The organism is Chitinophaga sp. CCNWYY40, assembly GCF_037483205.1.
Classification (GTDB): Bacteria; Bacteroidota; Bacteroidia; order Chitinophagales; family Chitinophagaceae; genus Chitinophaga; species Chitinophaga ginsengisegetis.
This window is the reverse complement of sequence record NZ_JBBHLF010000001.1, coordinates 911,742-928,917: the sequence shown is the minus strand read 5'-3', so window position 1 is coordinate 928,917 and position 17,176 is coordinate 911,742. Positions and strand designations below refer to the sequence as shown.

Genomic DNA, 17,176 nt, shown 5'->3' with positions numbered 1-17,176 from the left:
CGCTTACTTTTTGATTTATTCAAATTTAACAAAAGCTGACCACACATAAAAAAGCCCCGCGAAGAATCGCGGGGCTTATCGTTAACTATGTATCGTCGTATTTAGAATTACTTGTTTCTGATTACTACTACGCCATCAAACACGTCAATCAACACTGGTTTGGATTTGTCAATATCGCCTGCCAGTATCTTCTTACTTAACAGGTTAATGATCTCCTTCTGGATGAGGCGTTTCAGCGGTCTTGCACCAAACTGCGGGTCGTAACCCTGTACAGAAAGATATTCGAGCGCATAGTCTGAAAATTCCAATATCATGCCATTTTTCGCTACCATATCCTTCAGTTGCTGTAACTGAATGTTAATTATTCCCTTAATTTCACTTCTCAGCAATGGCTGGAACATAATCACTTCATCTACCCTGTTCAGGAACTCCGGACGGATGGTTTGTTTCAGCAACGCCATCACTTCTTCTTTCGTTTTATCTACTATCTCATCCCGGTTGGTATCGTTAATGTTTTCAAAATTTTCCTGGATGATATGGCTACCCATGTTACTGGTCATGATGATGATGGTATTCTTGAAATTTACCACACGGCCTTTGTTATCTGTTAACCGGCCATCGTCCAGTACCTGTAACAAAATGTTAAAGGTATCCGGGTGTGCTTTCTCAATTTCATCCAGCAGTATCACAGAGTATGGTTTACGGCGTACGGCTTCTGTCAGCTGGCCACCTTCATCATATCCCACATATCCCGGAGGCGCTCCTACCAGGCGGCTCACAGAGTGTTTCTCCTGGTATTCGCTCATATCTATACGGGTCATCATGTTCTCATCGTCAAACAGGTACTCGGCCAATGCTTTGGCCAGCTCTGTTTTACCAACACCGGTAGTACCGAGGAAGATGAATGAACCGATAGGTCTGCGCGGATCCTGCAATCCTGCGCGGCTGCGGCGGATAGCATCAGACACTGCTATGATAGCTTCTTCCTGTCCTACTACACGCTGATGCAGCTCTTCTTCGAGGTGCAGTAATTTATCCTTTTCGCTCTGCATCATTTTTGATACCGGGATGCCCGTTGCCTTTGCCACGTTTTCCGCGATATCTTCCGCGTCTACTTCTTCTTTAAGAAGACGTTTGTGATTAGCAGATATTTTATTCAGCTCTTCTGTAAGATCTGTTACCAGTTTTTCCTGTTCTTTTATTTTACCATAACGGATTTCCGCCACCCGGCCGAAATCGCCGTTACGCTCTGCCTGTTCAGCTTCCAGCCGCAGGTTTTCAATGGCCGATTTGGCGTTCTGGATCTGGTCCACCACTTCCTTCTCTGCCTGCCATTTTGCCTTGAACGTATTCCTTTCTTCTCCCAGCCGTGCTATTTCTTCACCCAGCTCACGTAACTTATCTTCATCATTTTCTCTTTTAATCGCTTCCCTTTCAATTTCCAGCTGACGGATCCTTCTTTCCAGTTCATCCAGTTCTTCCGGCATGGAATTCATTTCCAGCCTCAGTTTAGCCGCACTTTCATCGATCAGGTCAATAGCCTTGTCCGGTAAAAAGCGGTCTGTTATATAACGATGCGATAATTCTACCGCAGCAATAATTGCTTCATCTTTGATGAGTACGTGGTGATGACTTTCATATTTCTCTTTCAGTCCACGTAAAATGGAGATGGCATCTTCCACGGAAGGTTCATCTACCAGCACCTTCTGGAAACGGCGTTCCAGGGCTTTATCTTTCTCAAAATATTTCTGGTATTCATTCAGGGTGGTGGCGCCAATGGCACGGAGTTCTCCTCTTGCCAGGGCCGGTTTCAGGATATTGGCAGCATCCATTGCGCCTTCCATCGCGCCGGCGCCTATCAGCGTGTGGATCTCATCTATAAAGAGAATGATCTCCCCATTGCTTTCGGCTACTTCTTTTACCACGCCTTTCAATCTTTCTTCAAACTCACCGCGGTATTTGGCGCCCGCCATCAAAGCGCCCATGTCGAGGGCATAAATGATCTTTGACTTCAGGTTTTCAGGTACGTCGCCATTAATAATCCGATGCCCCAACCCTTCTACGATGGCAGTTTTACCAACACCGGGTTCACCCACCAGGATAGGATTGTTTTTAGACCTGCGGGAGAGGATATGCAGGGTTCTGCGGATCTCCTCATCACGGCCGATCACCGGGTCGAGCTTCCCTTCCCGGGCCATTTCGTTCAGGTTCTTGGCATATTTCTGAAGGGTATTGTATTGGGTTCCGCCGCTCTGGGAATTAACGGTATCGCCTTTACGGAGTTCCCGGATGGCAGCTTTGAGTCCTTTTTCAGTAAGACCGGCATCTTTCAGCAATTTGGCAGTATCGTCGTTACCGCCGAGGATGCCCAGGAGCAGGTGCTCCACGCTTACAAATTCATCTTTAAATTCTTTGATGGCTGCTCCTGCACGCAGGATCACGTTGTTGGCGTCGCGGCTGAGCGACTGACCGCCCTCGCCTCCCACCATACGTGGGTATTTATTGATCTGCTCATTTAACTTATTATTTACAAATGAGGTGTTTACATCATTCTTCTTTAATAAGTATTCAATCGGGCTATCTTCATCATTTAATAAAGCTTTGAGCAGGTGCCCGGTTTCAATAGACTGATTTTGATTATTAAAGGCCAGTTGCTGGGCCTGTTGCAGTATTTCCTGCGATTTTATAGTGAAATTATTCAAGTTCATATCTGTTGTTTTTTCTCCTTTTTTTGATGTTATCAAACGTCTTCTGGTAACAACAAACCATGATCCAATGTTGCAACTCCGGAAATTATGACATATAAGATAAAGGATTACTGCATTTTTAGCAGAAAATTAGTCCAGTAACTGCTAATTTTTCATTATAACCGCCCGGTTATTCCGGGTATATTTACCCTTTACCTATAATATGTTATGAAAAATATATTTGCCTGTATCGTATATGCAGCACCGTTATTCCTGCTCTCCCCGGTGCTGGTAGCGCAAAAGAAGCCGGCTATACCATTGCTGGTATCCACACACCCTTCCGCAGCGGCCGGCAAGCCGTCCATGAGTTTACAGGCCGCCGTTGCAATGGCCCATGTATACCAGCAGCAGCAACCCGGAAGAAGCGTTGAAATCCGGTTCCAGCCCGGTACTTATTTCCTGGACAGCACCCTGCTGCTGACTGCCGGCTATTTTAACGGCAACGTTACCTTCCGGCCGGCCGGCAAACCGGGTACAGTAACCCTCAGCGGAGGGAAACCATTACAGCTGCAATGGGCCCCCTGGAAAAATGGCATATACAAAGCAGCCGTAAACATTCCTTTTGAGTTCAGTCACCTTTATATTAACAATGCACAACAGGTCCGGGCGCGCTACCCTAATTACGACAGCAGCGCGAAACATTACAACGGCACAGCAGCAGATGCGCTGAGCCCCGCCCGGATAAAAACCTGGCAACATCCTGAAGGCGGCTATATACACGCCCTCCACCGGGCGGAATGGGGTGGTTATCATTACCGCATCACCGGTGTAAATGCAGATGGCACGCTGCAACTGGAAGGCGGCTACCAGAACAACCGCCAGATGGGTATGCACGAACAACATCGCTTTGTAGAGAATATTTTTGAAGAACTGGACGCGGAAAAAGAATGGTTTTATGATAAAACCACCCAAACACTTTACTATAAACCTGCAGCAGGTACCAACCTGCAAACAGCTACGGTAGTGGTTTCCAGGTTATCTGAAACGGTGGTAATGAAAGGAGATGCTGCGCATCCCGTTAAAGATATCACGTTTAAGGATATACGTTTTGCGCATACCAATGCCACGTTCATGGATACACGGGAACCGCTGCTGCGGAGCGACTGGGCCATTTACCGCGGCGGCGCCGTACTGCTGGATGGCACCGAGAACTGCGTTATTACCGGTTGTGAATTTGACCATAACGGGGGCAACGCTGTTTTTGTCAGCAATTACAACCGCCATGCGAATATCAGTCATTGTAACATCCATGATGCCGGCGGCAGCGGTATTTGTTTTACCGGCAACCCCGATGCAGTAAGAGCGCCCTTGTTTGAATACAATCAATCGCCCGTATTTGCCGGCATGGATACAGCAGCAGGCCCGCAAAGCCCCGACTATCCCGATTCCTGCATGGCATACGATAATCTCATTTACCGTACCGGCCGTATAGAAAAACAAAGCGCCGGTGTGCAGATCTCTATGGCAATGGATATTACCGTGTCGCACAATACCATTTATGATGTGCCACGTGCAGGCATTAACGTTAGTGAAGGCACCTGGGGCGGACATGTCATTGAATATAACGACGTATTTAATACGGTGCTGGAAACCGGCGACCACGGAGCATTCAACTCCTGGGGGCGCGACCGCTGGTGGTACCCCGACCGGCAGGTAATGGACAGCATGGTTGCACTGCATCCCTGGCTGGTGAAACAGGACGCTGTAAAAACAAACATCCTCCGCAACAACCGTTTCCGCTGTGATCACGGCTGGGATATTGACCTGGACGATGGCTCTTCCAACTATCACATCTACAATAATGTTTGCCTGAACGGCGGACTTAAACTGAGGGAAGGATTTTTCCGTACGGTAGAAAATAATGTGATCCTCAATAACTCTTTTCACCCGCATGTGTGGTTTGAAAACAGTCATGATATTTTCCGCCACAACATTGTAACCAGCAGCTATAAACCGATTGGTATTAAGTACTGGGGAGATATCATTGATTATAACGCATTCCCTGATGCAGCTGCCATCAATACACCCACTGATAAACATTCACAGGCAGGCAACCCCTTGTTTGTGTCGCCGGCAACGGGCAACTACCAGGTAAAACCAGGATCGCCCGCATTAAAAGCAGGGTTTAAAAATTTCCCGATGAACCAGTTTGGCGTGGTATCCGCCAACCTGAAAGCGATTGCTAAAAAAGCGCCGCTGCCCGTATTGAAAGCGGCAACCGCTGCTTCCTCCAATATCAGCAACTGGCTGGGCGCCCAGGTCAAGAATATAGAAACACTGGGCGAACGCTCTGCCGCAGGCTTACCGGACAACAAAGGCGCCTTCCTGGTAGCGGTACCGGAAAATTTCAGGTACCCCGTAAAAACAGGCGATGTGATTTTACAGTTAGGAGAAAGAAATGTGAATAATGTGGATGATCTGCTAAAAGCCAGTACTTTCTACGCAAATAAAAAAGTACCGCTGGTCGTATTCAGGAATCAGCAGCGGGTGAATATCAATCAATAAAAGGGAAAAGCGCTTACATCTAATTAAGGGTCAATATATTACAAGCATCCAGATATATGTTAAAACTTATATCTGGATGTTTATTATTAGGGGAATCAAACAACCCGGCCGCCTCCGTTGTTATAAAAGTCCTTGAAGTACAAACTGTACATTCCTGCTTACAGCCGGATGATTCAGCGTCAAAAACTGGTCACCACATTCTTCATCACTAAACCCTACAATTATGTCTTTCGATTTACTGGAAAGCGCTAAAAGTATTTTCAACAACAATGTCGTTAGTCAGGCCTCCTCACAACTTGGAGAAAGTGAAGGCGGCATTCAGAAAGCCATCAGCGGTATCATACCGGTTGTACTAGCCGGCCTTCTCAACAAGGCAGGATCCTCCGGAAGTGCCGGCGGTTTACTCGACCTCGTGAAAGGAGTAGCAGGTGACGCCAACCCTTCGGCCATTACCGGTGCACTGCAGGGCGGTACGGGAGGCTTGCTCAGTAAAGGCGCTGATTTGTTGCGCAGCCTGTTCGGCGACAAAGTGAGTTCCATTACCGGCATGTTATCCTCTTTTGCCGGTATCAAGGAATCATCTGCCAATACCCTGCTGCAATCTGCTGCGCCGGCAACGCTGGGTACAGTAGGACAGTACGCGGCCCAAAACAATCTATCTCCCAATTCCTTTCTTTCCCTGCTTGACTCACAAAAAGATAAAATACTGGGCGCTATACCCGGTGGACTGAACATTGCCGGTATACTTGGCCTGGCCAACATCGGCGACCTCGGTAAAAAAATCGGCAGCCTGCTGCACATGGATACCGCTACTACTACCGCCGGCGCCGTAAATATCAAACCGGACGCCAAACCCGGCAGCAGCCGCTGGATATGGTCCCTGCTGCTCATCCTCATTGCCATCATCCTGTTGTGGTACCTGATGCGCGGTTGCGGCGCCAATAAACATGATGGTATCCCGGTTACGGATAGCGTTACTACCAGCCAGCTTGCAGATTCTGCTACCATGACCGTTACGGAAGGCGGCCCGGTAGTTACCCGCGAAAGTATCAAAGTAACCCTCCCCGACGGCGTTGTACTGGATGCATATAAAGGAGGTATAGAAGATCAGCTGGTAGTATTCCTGAAAGACAACAGCCGCGCAGCAGGCAAAGATGTATGGTTTGATTTCGATAACCTCAACTTCAAAACCGGCAGCGCCGAACTGACAGAAGAAAGCATGAAACAGGTAGGCAATATTGCCGCTATTATGAAAGCATTCCCCAAAGCTAAAATAAAGATCGGTGGCTATACCGACCGCACGGGCGACAGCACCCTTAACTTGCGGCTGTCTAAAGAACGCGCTGAATCTGTAGTCACTGCATTAAAGAAAAGTAATACCAACGCCGCGCAGTTACTTGGCGCAGAAGGCTATGGTTCACAGTTTGCAAAAGCAGCAGCTGATGCACCTGAAGAAGAAAGGAAAAAAGACCGGCATATTTCCGTTAGTGTACGCGAAAAATAAATTCATATAAATACGAAGGGAAGGCCATCCAGCCTTCCCTTTTTTTATTCTTTTACCAGCACCAGCCGGCTCCTGTCTGCTCTTAGCATAGTGGCATAAAACTTCACCAGTTCCGGGTAATCTGCCGCCGGGAAAATCCCCGCCTTCCCTTCTACTTTTCGTATATAGCTCAGCGTATTTCCCTTGATAGAAACCGCAGCATTATAACTGCCAAATTTCGCGGTTACGGTTACCGGCGCCGGCAGTGATTCCGGTTTATACCCTGCCGGCAACGTGATGGTCACGCTATCCACGTCCCGGTAAGCAAAATCGATCTTAATATCCGACTTGCGGGTTGCGTCGGGTTCCAGCTTCACACCACCGCGTGTAAGTATATTGGGAACAAGGAATATTCGTTTGCCCGTTACCGTTGCATAGTTGTTTCCTTTGATGTCCAGTTTCTCTTCAATGGAAGGAATGGGTGTGTTCAATTCAGCGCAGTGGTAATTACTGATATCATAACTGGAAAGGTTCAGTCCTTTCCGTAGTATTTCCAATTGCTTTTCCTGGCTTAGCGAATGCAGTCTTTCATGCAAATCATCCTGTTGCAGCCCACTGTAAATGGTCGTCGATTTAATATCAATGTTACCGGCAGAGTCAATAACAGCATTCACATGACGGATCTGTTCATTGCAATCCATTCCGTAAACAGGGGTGTGTATTAATTTACTGTCCTGTGCATCTACCAACAATACCGGCCGGTTGTCTGTAAACTGGCTCAGGTAGCCGGCAGGAAGCGTGTTACTGGTACATTCCAGCCAGGTGGTATCTTTCTCTCCCGGCACGCAAAGGATCATATGATTAAACTGGGACGACGGGAAATCTTCAGGCAATGTATGCTCACCTTTTCCTGCCTTTACGAGCACACAATTGGATTTAATCCCGGCTTCTTTTAACATCGCCATCATATAGTTTGACAACGCCTTACAATCACCATAGCCATTAGCGGCTACAGACGCGGCATCAAAGGTTTGCCATCCGCCTATCCCAAAACTTATGCTGATATAACGGTTATTCTGCTGAAGGAACTTATACAGCACCCTGATCTTTTCCTGGCGGCTGTTGATGCCATCTGTCAGTTCACGCACTTTAGCTTTGATATTATCAGGCAACACGTCCCGTCCTTCATTGAGCTTGTATATAAAGCTTCCAAAATCTTTCCAGGTAGTCATTTTGCCCTTATAGCGCCCCATCTCGAAATCAGTTGCGCCCAGGAAAATGCTTGGCGTACGTTGGTATAATTCCGCCGGGTAAACCTCATTCTTCAGCGCTGTCAGTTGGCTGATCTCCCAGGTGATGCTTTTGTTGCCTTTATCGGTGGTGATGACAGGTTTACCAGCATAGAGGTAACTGCTGTAACGCAGTTCATAGTTTTCCGGGTAAATAACCGTTAAACGACCCTTTTCTACAGTAGCAAAAATATTATCTTGTGGCTGCCACCTCGGCATTATGGCCGTTGTATTACTACGCGTCTCTGTTTCATACTCCACCGTGTAAGGATACACGTTATGATAGAACTGGTGCAGCTTCGCCCGGTCGTCTGTCATCAGACTGCCACCGCCAACAGCACTTACATCGCGCATATCGCTTTGTTTCAAACGTTTCACCAGCTTGCCTCCGGCGTCATATAACGCACCACTGACAGAGCGGATCTCTATCAGCTGATCATAATATACTACCAGTTTCGCATAGTCTGCGCCGGCTTCATCCAACACTGTAATCACCTTATGCGATACCAAACGTATATCCGTGAGATCATTGATTTTCAACGTCTGCTCGTCGAGTCTTATTACCACGTGTGCATTCGCTCTCAGTGAATCAGGAATAGCACTCACGGGATAAACCGGGTCTCCTGCCAGCACCACATGCGACACAGCAACAAGGAAAAACAGGATCGCTATTGATAATTGCTTACGCATACTTTACTTTTTCTTTTTTAACACAATCTGTTCTGCTTCTTTCTTTACCACCAGGTCATAGAAGTCGCGCAGGGTTACATACTCTTCGGGTTCAAAGTTGGCTTTGTTTAGTCTTACCCGGCAGCGCAGTTGTATGTGATTTTCTACTTGCTGGATAAGGTACTGAAACTGGCCTTCGTCGCCGTTATAGTTTGCTACTGCCGATTTCGGCAGTTCATCCACTACATAGCCCTCCGGCACGTCCATATTAAAAGAATACACTTCATCAGATACACTATTCATTTCTACAGGGAACTTGCGCTCCATCGCTTTGAAGGGGTTGCTTCTATAGGCTTCCGACAACAGCGGGTTGATGTACAACACTTCGCCATCGCCTACCTGCAGCTTAAAATCGTATTTTACCATCACGGGCGACTCCAGTTCTTTCAAATCCTCTATCGCTTTATTCTCCAGTTCTATTTCGCCGGTATAGGATTTTGTTATCCGCTTAAAGAACTCTTCCGGATCTTCATCTTTTACTGCCGTCCTTATTTTGTAAGAATCAAAGTAGGTAGGCCGTTGCATAAAAGAGCCCGACACCATACCGTTTTCTATTTTCCCCAGCACAACACTGGTAAACCGTTGTTCTTTCAGGGAGTCCGCTCCCAGGATCACAGGAGTGGCAAAATCATCCAATGCGCGGGCGGCGCCGTTGTAACATTCTGCCGGCAGCTTTCCGAAGCCCAGCAAAGGTCTGGAGGCATCCAGTTTCAGGTATTCTTCTCCCAGGTTTACACCGGCAATCACATAATTGAAGTGGGTATACAAAGGATAAAACTGGTATACATATCCATTGCTGCGGGTACTCAGCAGTAATGGGGTAGCAAAAAGGTTGGCTTTCTTCAGCATAGCTACCAGCAACATGTTGATGTCGGACACGTTCCCGTTCTTTGAATTAAAAACGGTTTTTAGTGATTTTTCCATCCACAGGGCGCTGTGATCAGTACAGATGAAATTATCGCGGACCCAGGTATAGATTTTCTGCACTTTTTCCTTATCGGTTTTAGCATCTTTTACCAGTTCGTCTACTTTATCAGAAAGGAATCCATTGTAGGTAGTGAGCACTTTACCCAGTTCTTCCTGTTTCATCAGGTCTTTCATCAGATCCTCCCAGGTGCTTTGTACCGGCTTGCGCGGCTCTCCGGGCCAGTTGTAGGCAGACAACTGGAATTCTACCCGGTTTACATAGTTATCGGTAGTGGTGATATAACTCTCTTCATTAATTGGCGGCACATCTTTCAGCGCCCATTTATAAGTGGTGATGGAAGGCGTTACCGTTACCAGGTTGGAAGGCCCGGTAGCTCCATGCGATTCATTACGGAAGGTAAAAGTAGAACGGGAATACGTTTTTGTTTTTACCACATATGGCTCATATCCCTGCGGGATGAGCATATAGTCGAAGTACTCCGGGATAGCCACACTGTATTCGCTCCACAGGCGGGGATATTGCCCCTGGAAGTTCCAGGCCCGCAAGTGCCGGTAAAATGGGGAAGCAATCGAATAAGTGTATTCAATGATAGTGCCTTCCTTTACTGCGGGCAGGGTGAATTTCTTTATCAGCAGGGATTTATCCTGTTTGTCGTTGAATACATTTTTGCTTTCCATTTTTGTTTCCACCACTTCCCCGTTTTCGAGGTTGTAGGCAGCTGCTTTCAGGTTCAGCAATTTCTCTTCCGACGATTCTGATTTGTATATCGGCACCAGAACGGTAGCTACATCATAGCCGTTTGGATCAACGACCTTGATGCGCCGGTGTACTTTATACACGAGGCGAAGGTCGTTTCCATCCGACTCAAAAATGGAGGAGCCGATTTCAGACAGGATGATGGCGTGGGCGCCGGTATCTTTCTCTGATCTCTTAATAGCAAATTCTTCTTTGGAGACCTTACCAAATTTCATTTTACTTCCGTCCTGGGCAAAGGAGGACAGGGCGAACAAACAGCTGACAATGGGAGCCAGCGTAACAAAGGTATAGCGCATACAGTTAACGGGCATATGGGATATATATGCGGACCGAAGATATAAATAATATGCTAATTTTGCCCGGATGACCCACACTTTATTCATAAAAGAGCTGGCAAAAGAGTTAGGATTTGACCATTGCGGCATTGCGAAAGCGGTGCAGCTGGATGACGATGCCCGCCGGTTGGAAACGTGGCTGAATAAGGGTATGCATGGCAACATGCAGTATATGGAGCATCATTTCGACAAAAGGATCGATCCGCGTAAGCTGGTAGACGGCGCGCAATCGGTGATCACCCTGTTGTTTAACTATTTTCCGTCCACGCAGCAGCGTACCGACGCCCCGCGTATCTCCAAATACGCCTACGGGCAGGATTATCATGAGGTGATCCGGGCGCGGCTGAAAACGATGTTGCTGCGTATGCAGGAACGCATAGGCCCCGTTCAGGGCCGGGGATTTGTGGATTCCGCCCCCGTGCTGGAGCGCGCCTGGGCCACCCGCAGCGGGTTAGGCTGGATCGGTAAAAACGGGAACCTGATCCATAAACAGGCCGGCTCGTTTTTCTTTATAGCCACCCTGATTACCGATATTGAACTGGAATACGACGGCCCGGTGGCCGACTACTGCGGTTCCTGTACCCGCTGCCTGGATGCCTGCCCCACAGAAGCACTGGTAGCGCCCGGCGTAGTGGATGGCAGTAAATGTATTTCCTATTTTACCATAGAACTGAAAGAACAGCTGATCCCCGATAAAATGAAGGGACAATTTGATAACTGGATGTTTGGCTGCGACACCTGCCAGGATGTTTGTCCGTGGAACCGTTTTTCCAAAGCCAGCCAGGAAGCGGCTTTTACCCCCGTGCCGGCGATCCTGAACTTTTCTACCCGCGACTGGGAAGAGCTGACAGAAGAAGCCTTTAAAGACATCTTCCGTCACTCCCCTCTTAAACGCAGTAAGTTTGCCGGTATCAGGAGAAACATCAACTTCCTGAACACCTAGCGTCCGGCCGCTTTAATGAGCCATTGGGTAAGGTCTGTTGCTGCTTCATAGTTTTGGAAAGATGCCGGCAGCTTCTTTCCATCCACATATTCGTTATAAAACCAGGGGTCGCCAACGGCAAACACCTTTCCTTTTCCTACTTCCGCCACCGCCATAATCACATAGTCGCCATCCTTGTAAACCGCTCTTGCAGGGGCTTTCAGGGTTAAGGTAGACAGCTCCTTGATATACACCTGTCTTCCTGCCTGGAATATTTCATGCCCTGCCGGGATATGAAAAGTACCCTGCTCCCAGTTTTTACCCTTTACCCGGTTGCGGCTGTCGCCGTTAAAATGGATCCCGAACTTTTCACTCAGCCTGTTAAAGTGCGAAAACTCCGCGTTGGCAGAGTCGTTCTCCAGCAATACCAGCACTCCGCCAGCCTTTACCCAGTTATAAATGGCGCGGGCATCCTTTTCGTTCATATAGTTGGGCGTGGGCGATTCCTTATCCGTGTCCGGATCAATGATCACATAAATGCCTGTGTTTTTCAGGTTGGCCGCCGTGGGCGCCTGCAGCAGGCTATCCCTTTTCACCCCGAGGGAGTCGAAAATATGCCCCCACAGCGACACGCCGCCGTTATCCGTTTCGCCCCAGATGTAATGCCACCTCACCGGGTTGCCGGCGTTGTCTTTTTTGAACTCGTTATTGTAATAGTAATCAAGCGTAACGGTGAGCTGCTTTGCAGGTGGTTGCTGCGCGAAGGTGGTTAGCCAGGTTCCTCCCAACAGCATCATACTTAAAGTAATACGTTTCATGGATTTTCAGATTGGCAAAAAAGTACTCAATAATCTTCAAAGATTATAGCGCTCCGGGAACGAAATTATCCAGCCTGAGAAAAAAATATGAGGTCCGGATGTTTTTTACCTTTTTTTAAATAATGTTTGCTAATTTCTTGACAATCGTTTTAGCTTCACCTACTTTTGTATAGCAAGAGGCTGGCTACCCCATAAACCGCAAAATATCATTTATCATATACCGGCTATGCCGGATTTTAGTTGATTAACTTTTTATGGACCTGAGTGCCATAACGTGGAATTTTAGCAATAAAGGTCGAATTCTTTCGACCTTTCTTTTTTTATATCTGTTTTATACTATATTGCTGCGCAATTATAATAATTGTCAGACCAACAATTTTTCAACCAGGTAAGGTGTGTGTACATGCGGAAGCGGGTCTTAATATTCATCTTGTTATTCCTCGTTACTTCAGTAACGCAGGGGCAAACACTCCCCTATCAGTTCAACCGGATTGATATCAACCAGGGGCTGTCCAACAACCAGGTCAACTGCGTTTTCAGGGATAGTATGGGCTTTATGTGGATTGGTACCGTATCAGGACTGAACCGGTTCGACGGGTATCACTTCACCGTTTACCAGCACGATCTGCGCGACACCACCTCTGTGGCAGATAACAACATCAATAAAATCATGGCCGGTCCCGGGCAGCAACTCTGGGTCAGGACCCGCTCCGGCATCAATATCTATGACCCGGTAACCACCCGTTTTAACCGTCGCCCCGAAAAAATCCTCAGCCAATGGGGCTTTTCCGGAAATGTAGTGACGGATATTGTGCATGACCCATCCGGCGGATACTGGTTCCTGCATCCCACAGCAGGCGTGTTCCTGGTGGATGCCGGCAACAGGGCGCAACAGTTTACCCATACCAGCGACGGCGGCAGCATCGGCACCAACAGCGTATCGGCACTGCTACCCGGCAAAGCCGGTCACTACTGGCTGTTGCACAGCAATGGCTTACTGGAAAAAATGGACGCCCGCAGCCACCGCATTGTTTACCGCAACAATACACTCGTGCGCCCGGCAATCCCCGGCAACAGCTGGTCTATGGTGGCGGATACCGACGGCGACCTGTGGCTGTTCAGCACCAACGAAGACAACGGCGTTTACTTTTTTGATGTGCGTACCCAACAGTTCCGGCATATCGATCAGAGTACCCCCGGCCTCGCGCTGAACAATAATATCGTACGAGGCATTGTTCCGGACAACAACGGGCTGGTATGGATAGGTACCGATCATGGTGGTATTAATATCATTAATAAGAAAACACAAAGCGTCCGTTATATTGAGAATATCAATGAAGATAACCGCAGCCTGAGCCAGAACAGTATCACCACCCTCTATAAAGATAATACCGGCATTATATGGATCGGGACCTTTAAAAAAGGACTGAACTATTACCATGAAAACATGGTAAAATTCCCGCTCTACCAATACCAGGCGTATAGCCGTAACAGTTTGCCCTATAACGATGTAAACAGGTTTGTGGAAGATGAAGCCGGCAATTTATGGATAGGCACCAACGGCGGCGGACTGATTTACTTTGACCGCAGCCGCAACACCTTTACCCAATACAGGCACGATGCCAACAACAACAACAGCATCGCGGGAAATGTAATTGTAAGTCTTTGTATAGATCACAACAAACAACTATGGGTAGGCACCTACTTCGGGGGACTGGACCGGTTCGATGGCAGCCGCTTTATTCATTACAAACATAACCCGGCAGACAGCACCAGTATCAGCGATAACAGCATCTGGGAAATACTGGAAGACAGTCGCCACCAACTGTGGGTAGGCACCCTCGGCGGCGGCCTTAACCGGATGAACCCTGCCACCGGCCGGTTTGAGCATTTCCCACAGGTGAAGTCCACCTACATTTCCGCCCTGCTGGAAGACCGGCAAGGGAACCTCTGGATAGGTACCTCCGACGGACTGGATGTACAACACCTGGCCACCGGCGCCTTCAAACATTACAATAATCTCCCCGGCGACAGCAGCAGTCTGAGTCATAATAACGTGGTATGCATTTTCCAGGACAGCCAGCAACGCATCTGGATAGGCACCCGGGAAGGACTGGACCTCTTCCATCCAAAAAATAATAACTTCCGCGCCCTCCGCAAAGAAAACGGTCTGCCGGACAACTCCATCCTGAACATCCTCGAAGCCAACGATCACAGCTTATGGATGAGCACTCCCAACGGCTTGTCCAATATGACCATCAGTGCTGATGCCTTTACCTTTAAAAATTATGATGAATCTGACGGGTTGCAGGGAAAAGACTTCAACGAAAACGCTGCACTGAAAACCAGCCGTGGGGAGCTGATATTCGGCGGTGGCAACGGCTTTAACCTGTTTTATCCAAACGCCATTGCCCTCAACAATAACATCCCGCCTGTAGTACTCACCGATCTGCAGATCTTTAATAAAAGCATACTGCCCGGCGAAAAGATCAATGGCCGCGTATTGCTGAAAGCCGCGATCCCTGAAACACAAAGCATCACCCTGAAACATGGTGAAAATGTGTTCTCCATTGAATTTGCCTCCCTGAATTATTTCCACCCGGAAAAGAACAGGTATGCCTATATGCTGGAAGGATTTAATAGAGACTGGCTATATACCGATGGCCTGCAAAGGAAAGCCACCTTCACCAACCTCGATCCAGGTGAATATACTTTCCGGGTAAAAGCCTCTAATAACGACGGCGTATGGAATGAAAAAGGAATCACCCTGAAAATAAAAGTACTTCCCCCCTTCTGGAAAACCTGGCCCGCCTTCCTGGGCTATGTATTGCTGATACTGGGCGCCCTGCTGCTGGCCCGCCGTATCATCCTGGAAAGGGAACGGCTGAAGTTCAGGATGGAGCAGCAAACGCAGGAAGCCGCGCGCATGCACGAACTGGATGCCCTGAAAATCCGTTTCTTCACCAACGTAAGCCATGAGTTCAGAACGCCACTCAGCCTGATCATCACCCCGCTGGAAAAAATCATCCGGCAAACATCCGAAAACGGCTTAAAAGTACAGCTGGAGCTGATGCAGCGGAATGCCCGGCGCTTACTCAACCTGGTAAACCAGTTGCTCGACTTCCGTAAAATGGAGGTCCAGGAAATAAAACTCCACGCCGCAGAAGGCGATATCGTCGGTTTTGTAAAAGATCTTACCGGGTCATTTTCTGATCTGTCAGATAAAAAGCATATCCAGCTTAACTTCCAGAGCAATGTGCAGGAGCTGAAGATGTTGTACGATGCAGATAAAATTGAGAAGATCATCTTTAACCTGCTCTCCAATGCCTTTAAATTTACGCCTGAGGAAGGCAGTATATCCGTTCACGTTAGCTACCAGGAAACAACCGCGCAACTGGAAATTGCCGTGAAAGATAATGGTATTGGTATTCCGCCGGAGAAGCAGGAGTATATTTTTGAAAGGTTCTTTCAACATGAAGTACCAGCTTCTATGGTCAACCAGGGCAGTGGGATCGGGTTATCCATCACAAAGGAGTTTGTGAAAATGCATGGCGGCAGCATTACGGTAGACAGTGCGCCGGAAATGGGCAGCTGCTTTACGGTGTACCTGCCGGTTAAAACAGCTACCGTTGCTGTTCCCGGGGTTGTACAGGAAACTATTCGTACTACCACTGCCGTTACACCGGCCGCCACTGTGAACAGCAACTCAAAAAAACCGGTGATCTTACTGGTAGAGGATAATGAGGATTTCCGTTTTTATCTGAAAGACAACCTTACCCAGTACTTCCAGATTATAGAAGCAGAAAACGGGCTTGCTGCCTGGAGAGTGCTGCAGCAAACACTCCCGCACCTGATTGTAAGCGATATTTCCATGCCGGAAATGGATGGACTGGAATTATGTAAAAAGGTACGCGCCCAGCAACGCACCGCCCACTTACCTATTGTGTTGCTCACTGCCAGGGCTGAAGAGGCCCAGCAACTGGAGGCGCTGGAAACCGGTGCATCCGACTACATCACCAAGCCTTTTAACTTCGAGGTGTTGCTTTCGCGGATTAAAAACATTATCTCCCAGCAATCATCTCTCAGAAAAACATTCCAGCAATATATAGAAGCCCATCCCGGAGAAGTAGCTATTTCATCTGCCGATGAACAATTTATCCAGCAGGCTTTACAAATTGTAGAGAAGAATATCTCCAATCCCGACTTCTCGGTAGAAGAACTGAGCAAGGCGCTTTTTATGAGCCGGGTATCTGTGTATAAAAAGATCCTGGCCCTCACCGGCCGGTCGCCCATTGAATTTATCCGGAGCATCCGTTTAAAGCGGGCGGCACAGCTGCTCGAAAAAAGCCAGCTTACCGTAGCCGAAGTCGCCTATGAAGTTGGGTTCAACAACCCAAAATACTTTACAAAGTATTTTAAGATGGAGTACAATGTGCTCCCTTCCGTTTACGGAAAGAAGAAATAATCCCCCTACTTCAATTATACATCATCCCGTAAAACAACAAATCTGCCCCATTAAATAACGAAATGCGCCCCCTGCCTACGGGGTGCAATGGATAATTTTGTGTGACTGACTATTAAACCTCATTATGTTCAAGCAAAACTTTAAACGAAGCAACCGCCTGTACCTGCTGATTGAAATCCTGCTGTATTGCGTGATCACA

At 47.8% G+C, this 17,176-nt stretch carries 8 protein-coding genes; 4 read left to right on the top strand and 4 right to left on the bottom strand.

Going from position 1 to position 17,176, the window contains the following annotated elements; all coding sequences use genetic code 11:
- Positions 1–107: 107 nt before the first annotated feature.
- Positions 108–2,708: an ATP-dependent chaperone ClpB gene (clpB, locus tag V7S65_RS03750; protein WP_079468153.1), complete on the bottom strand. Its 2,601-nt coding sequence runs from the start codon at positions 2,706–2,708 to the stop codon at positions 108–110.
- A 207-nt stretch (positions 2,709–2,915) separates the two neighbouring features.
- Between clpB and V7S65_RS03745 the strand changes: the two genes are divergently transcribed.
- On the top strand, positions 2,916–5,252 hold the full coding sequence (locus V7S65_RS03745; RefSeq protein ID WP_336386144.1) for a PDZ domain-containing protein: 2,337 nt from the start codon (positions 2,916–2,918) through the stop codon (positions 5,250–5,252).
- Between the two features lie 223 nt (positions 5,253–5,475).
- The gene (locus V7S65_RS03740; protein ID WP_336386145.1) at positions 5,476–6,756 is read left to right on the top strand and encodes an OmpA family protein; all 1,281 of its coding nucleotides are present in this window, start codon (positions 5,476–5,478) and stop codon (positions 6,754–6,756) included.
- A 44-nt stretch (positions 6,757–6,800) separates the two neighbouring features.
- Here V7S65_RS03740 and V7S65_RS03735 read toward each other — a convergent pair whose 3' ends face one another.
- Positions 6,801–8,714, bottom strand: a complete 1,914-nt coding sequence (locus tag V7S65_RS03735) for a DUF3857 domain-containing protein (RefSeq protein ID WP_336386146.1) — start codon at positions 8,712–8,714, stop codon at positions 6,801–6,803.
- Positions 8,715–8,717: 3 nt separating this feature from the next.
- Positions 8,718–10,748 (bottom strand): DUF3857 domain-containing protein, encoded by a 2,031-nt coding sequence (locus V7S65_RS03730; RefSeq protein WP_336386147.1) that lies wholly within the window; start codon positions 10,746–10,748, stop codon positions 8,718–8,720.
- Between the two features lie 52 nt (positions 10,749–10,800).
- Here V7S65_RS03730 and queG point away from each other — a divergent pair, with 52 nt between their 5' ends.
- Positions 10,801–11,715, top strand: coding sequence for a tRNA epoxyqueuosine(34) reductase QueG (queG, locus tag V7S65_RS03725; protein ID WP_111578806.1), 915 nt, complete (start codon positions 10,801–10,803; stop codon positions 11,713–11,715).
- On the opposite strand, the gene V7S65_RS03720 is transcribed toward queG, so the two are convergent.
- Positions 11,712–12,512 carry a DUF4350 domain-containing protein gene (locus V7S65_RS03720; RefSeq protein WP_336386148.1) on the bottom strand — a complete coding sequence of 267 codons (801 nt, stop codon included), beginning with the start codon at positions 12,510–12,512 and terminating at the stop codon, positions 11,712–11,714. The genes queG and V7S65_RS03720 overlap by 4 nt on opposite strands.
- Before the next feature lie 430 nt (positions 12,513–12,942).
- Here V7S65_RS03720 and V7S65_RS03715 point away from each other — a divergent pair, with 430 nt between their 5' ends.
- A complete protein-coding gene (locus V7S65_RS03715) occupies positions 12,943–16,977 on the top strand; it encodes a hybrid sensor histidine kinase/response regulator transcription factor (RefSeq protein ID WP_339545179.1) in 4,035 nt (1,344 codons plus the stop codon).
- The last annotated feature ends 199 nt before the right edge of the window (positions 16,978–17,176 follow it).

What these genes read in the sequence shown, in the direction of transcription:
- queG (WP_111578806.1), top strand. Translation starts at nt 10,801, where the DNA reads ATGACCCACACTTTATTCATAAAAGAGCTGGCAAAAGAGTTAGGATTT.
- V7S65_RS03735 (WP_336386146.1), bottom strand. Translation starts at nt 8,714, where the DNA reads ATGCGTAAGCAATTATCAATAGCGATCCTGTTTTTCCTTGTTGCTGTG.
- V7S65_RS03745 (WP_336386144.1), top strand. Translation starts at nt 2,916, where the DNA reads ATGAAAAATATATTTGCCTGTATCGTATATGCAGCACCGTTATTCCTG.
- V7S65_RS03720 (WP_336386148.1), bottom strand. Translation starts at nt 12,512, where the DNA reads ATGAAACGTATTACTTTAAGTATGATGCTGTTGGGAGGAACCTGGCTA.
- clpB (WP_079468153.1), bottom strand. Translation starts at nt 2,708, where the DNA reads ATGAACTTGAATAATTTCACTATAAAATCGCAGGAAATACTGCAACAG.
- V7S65_RS03740 (WP_336386145.1), top strand. Translation starts at nt 5,476, where the DNA reads ATGTCTTTCGATTTACTGGAAAGCGCTAAAAGTATTTTCAACAACAAT.
- V7S65_RS03730 (WP_336386147.1), bottom strand. Translation starts at nt 10,748, where the DNA reads ATGCCCGTTAACTGTATGCGCTATACCTTTGTTACGCTGGCTCCCATT.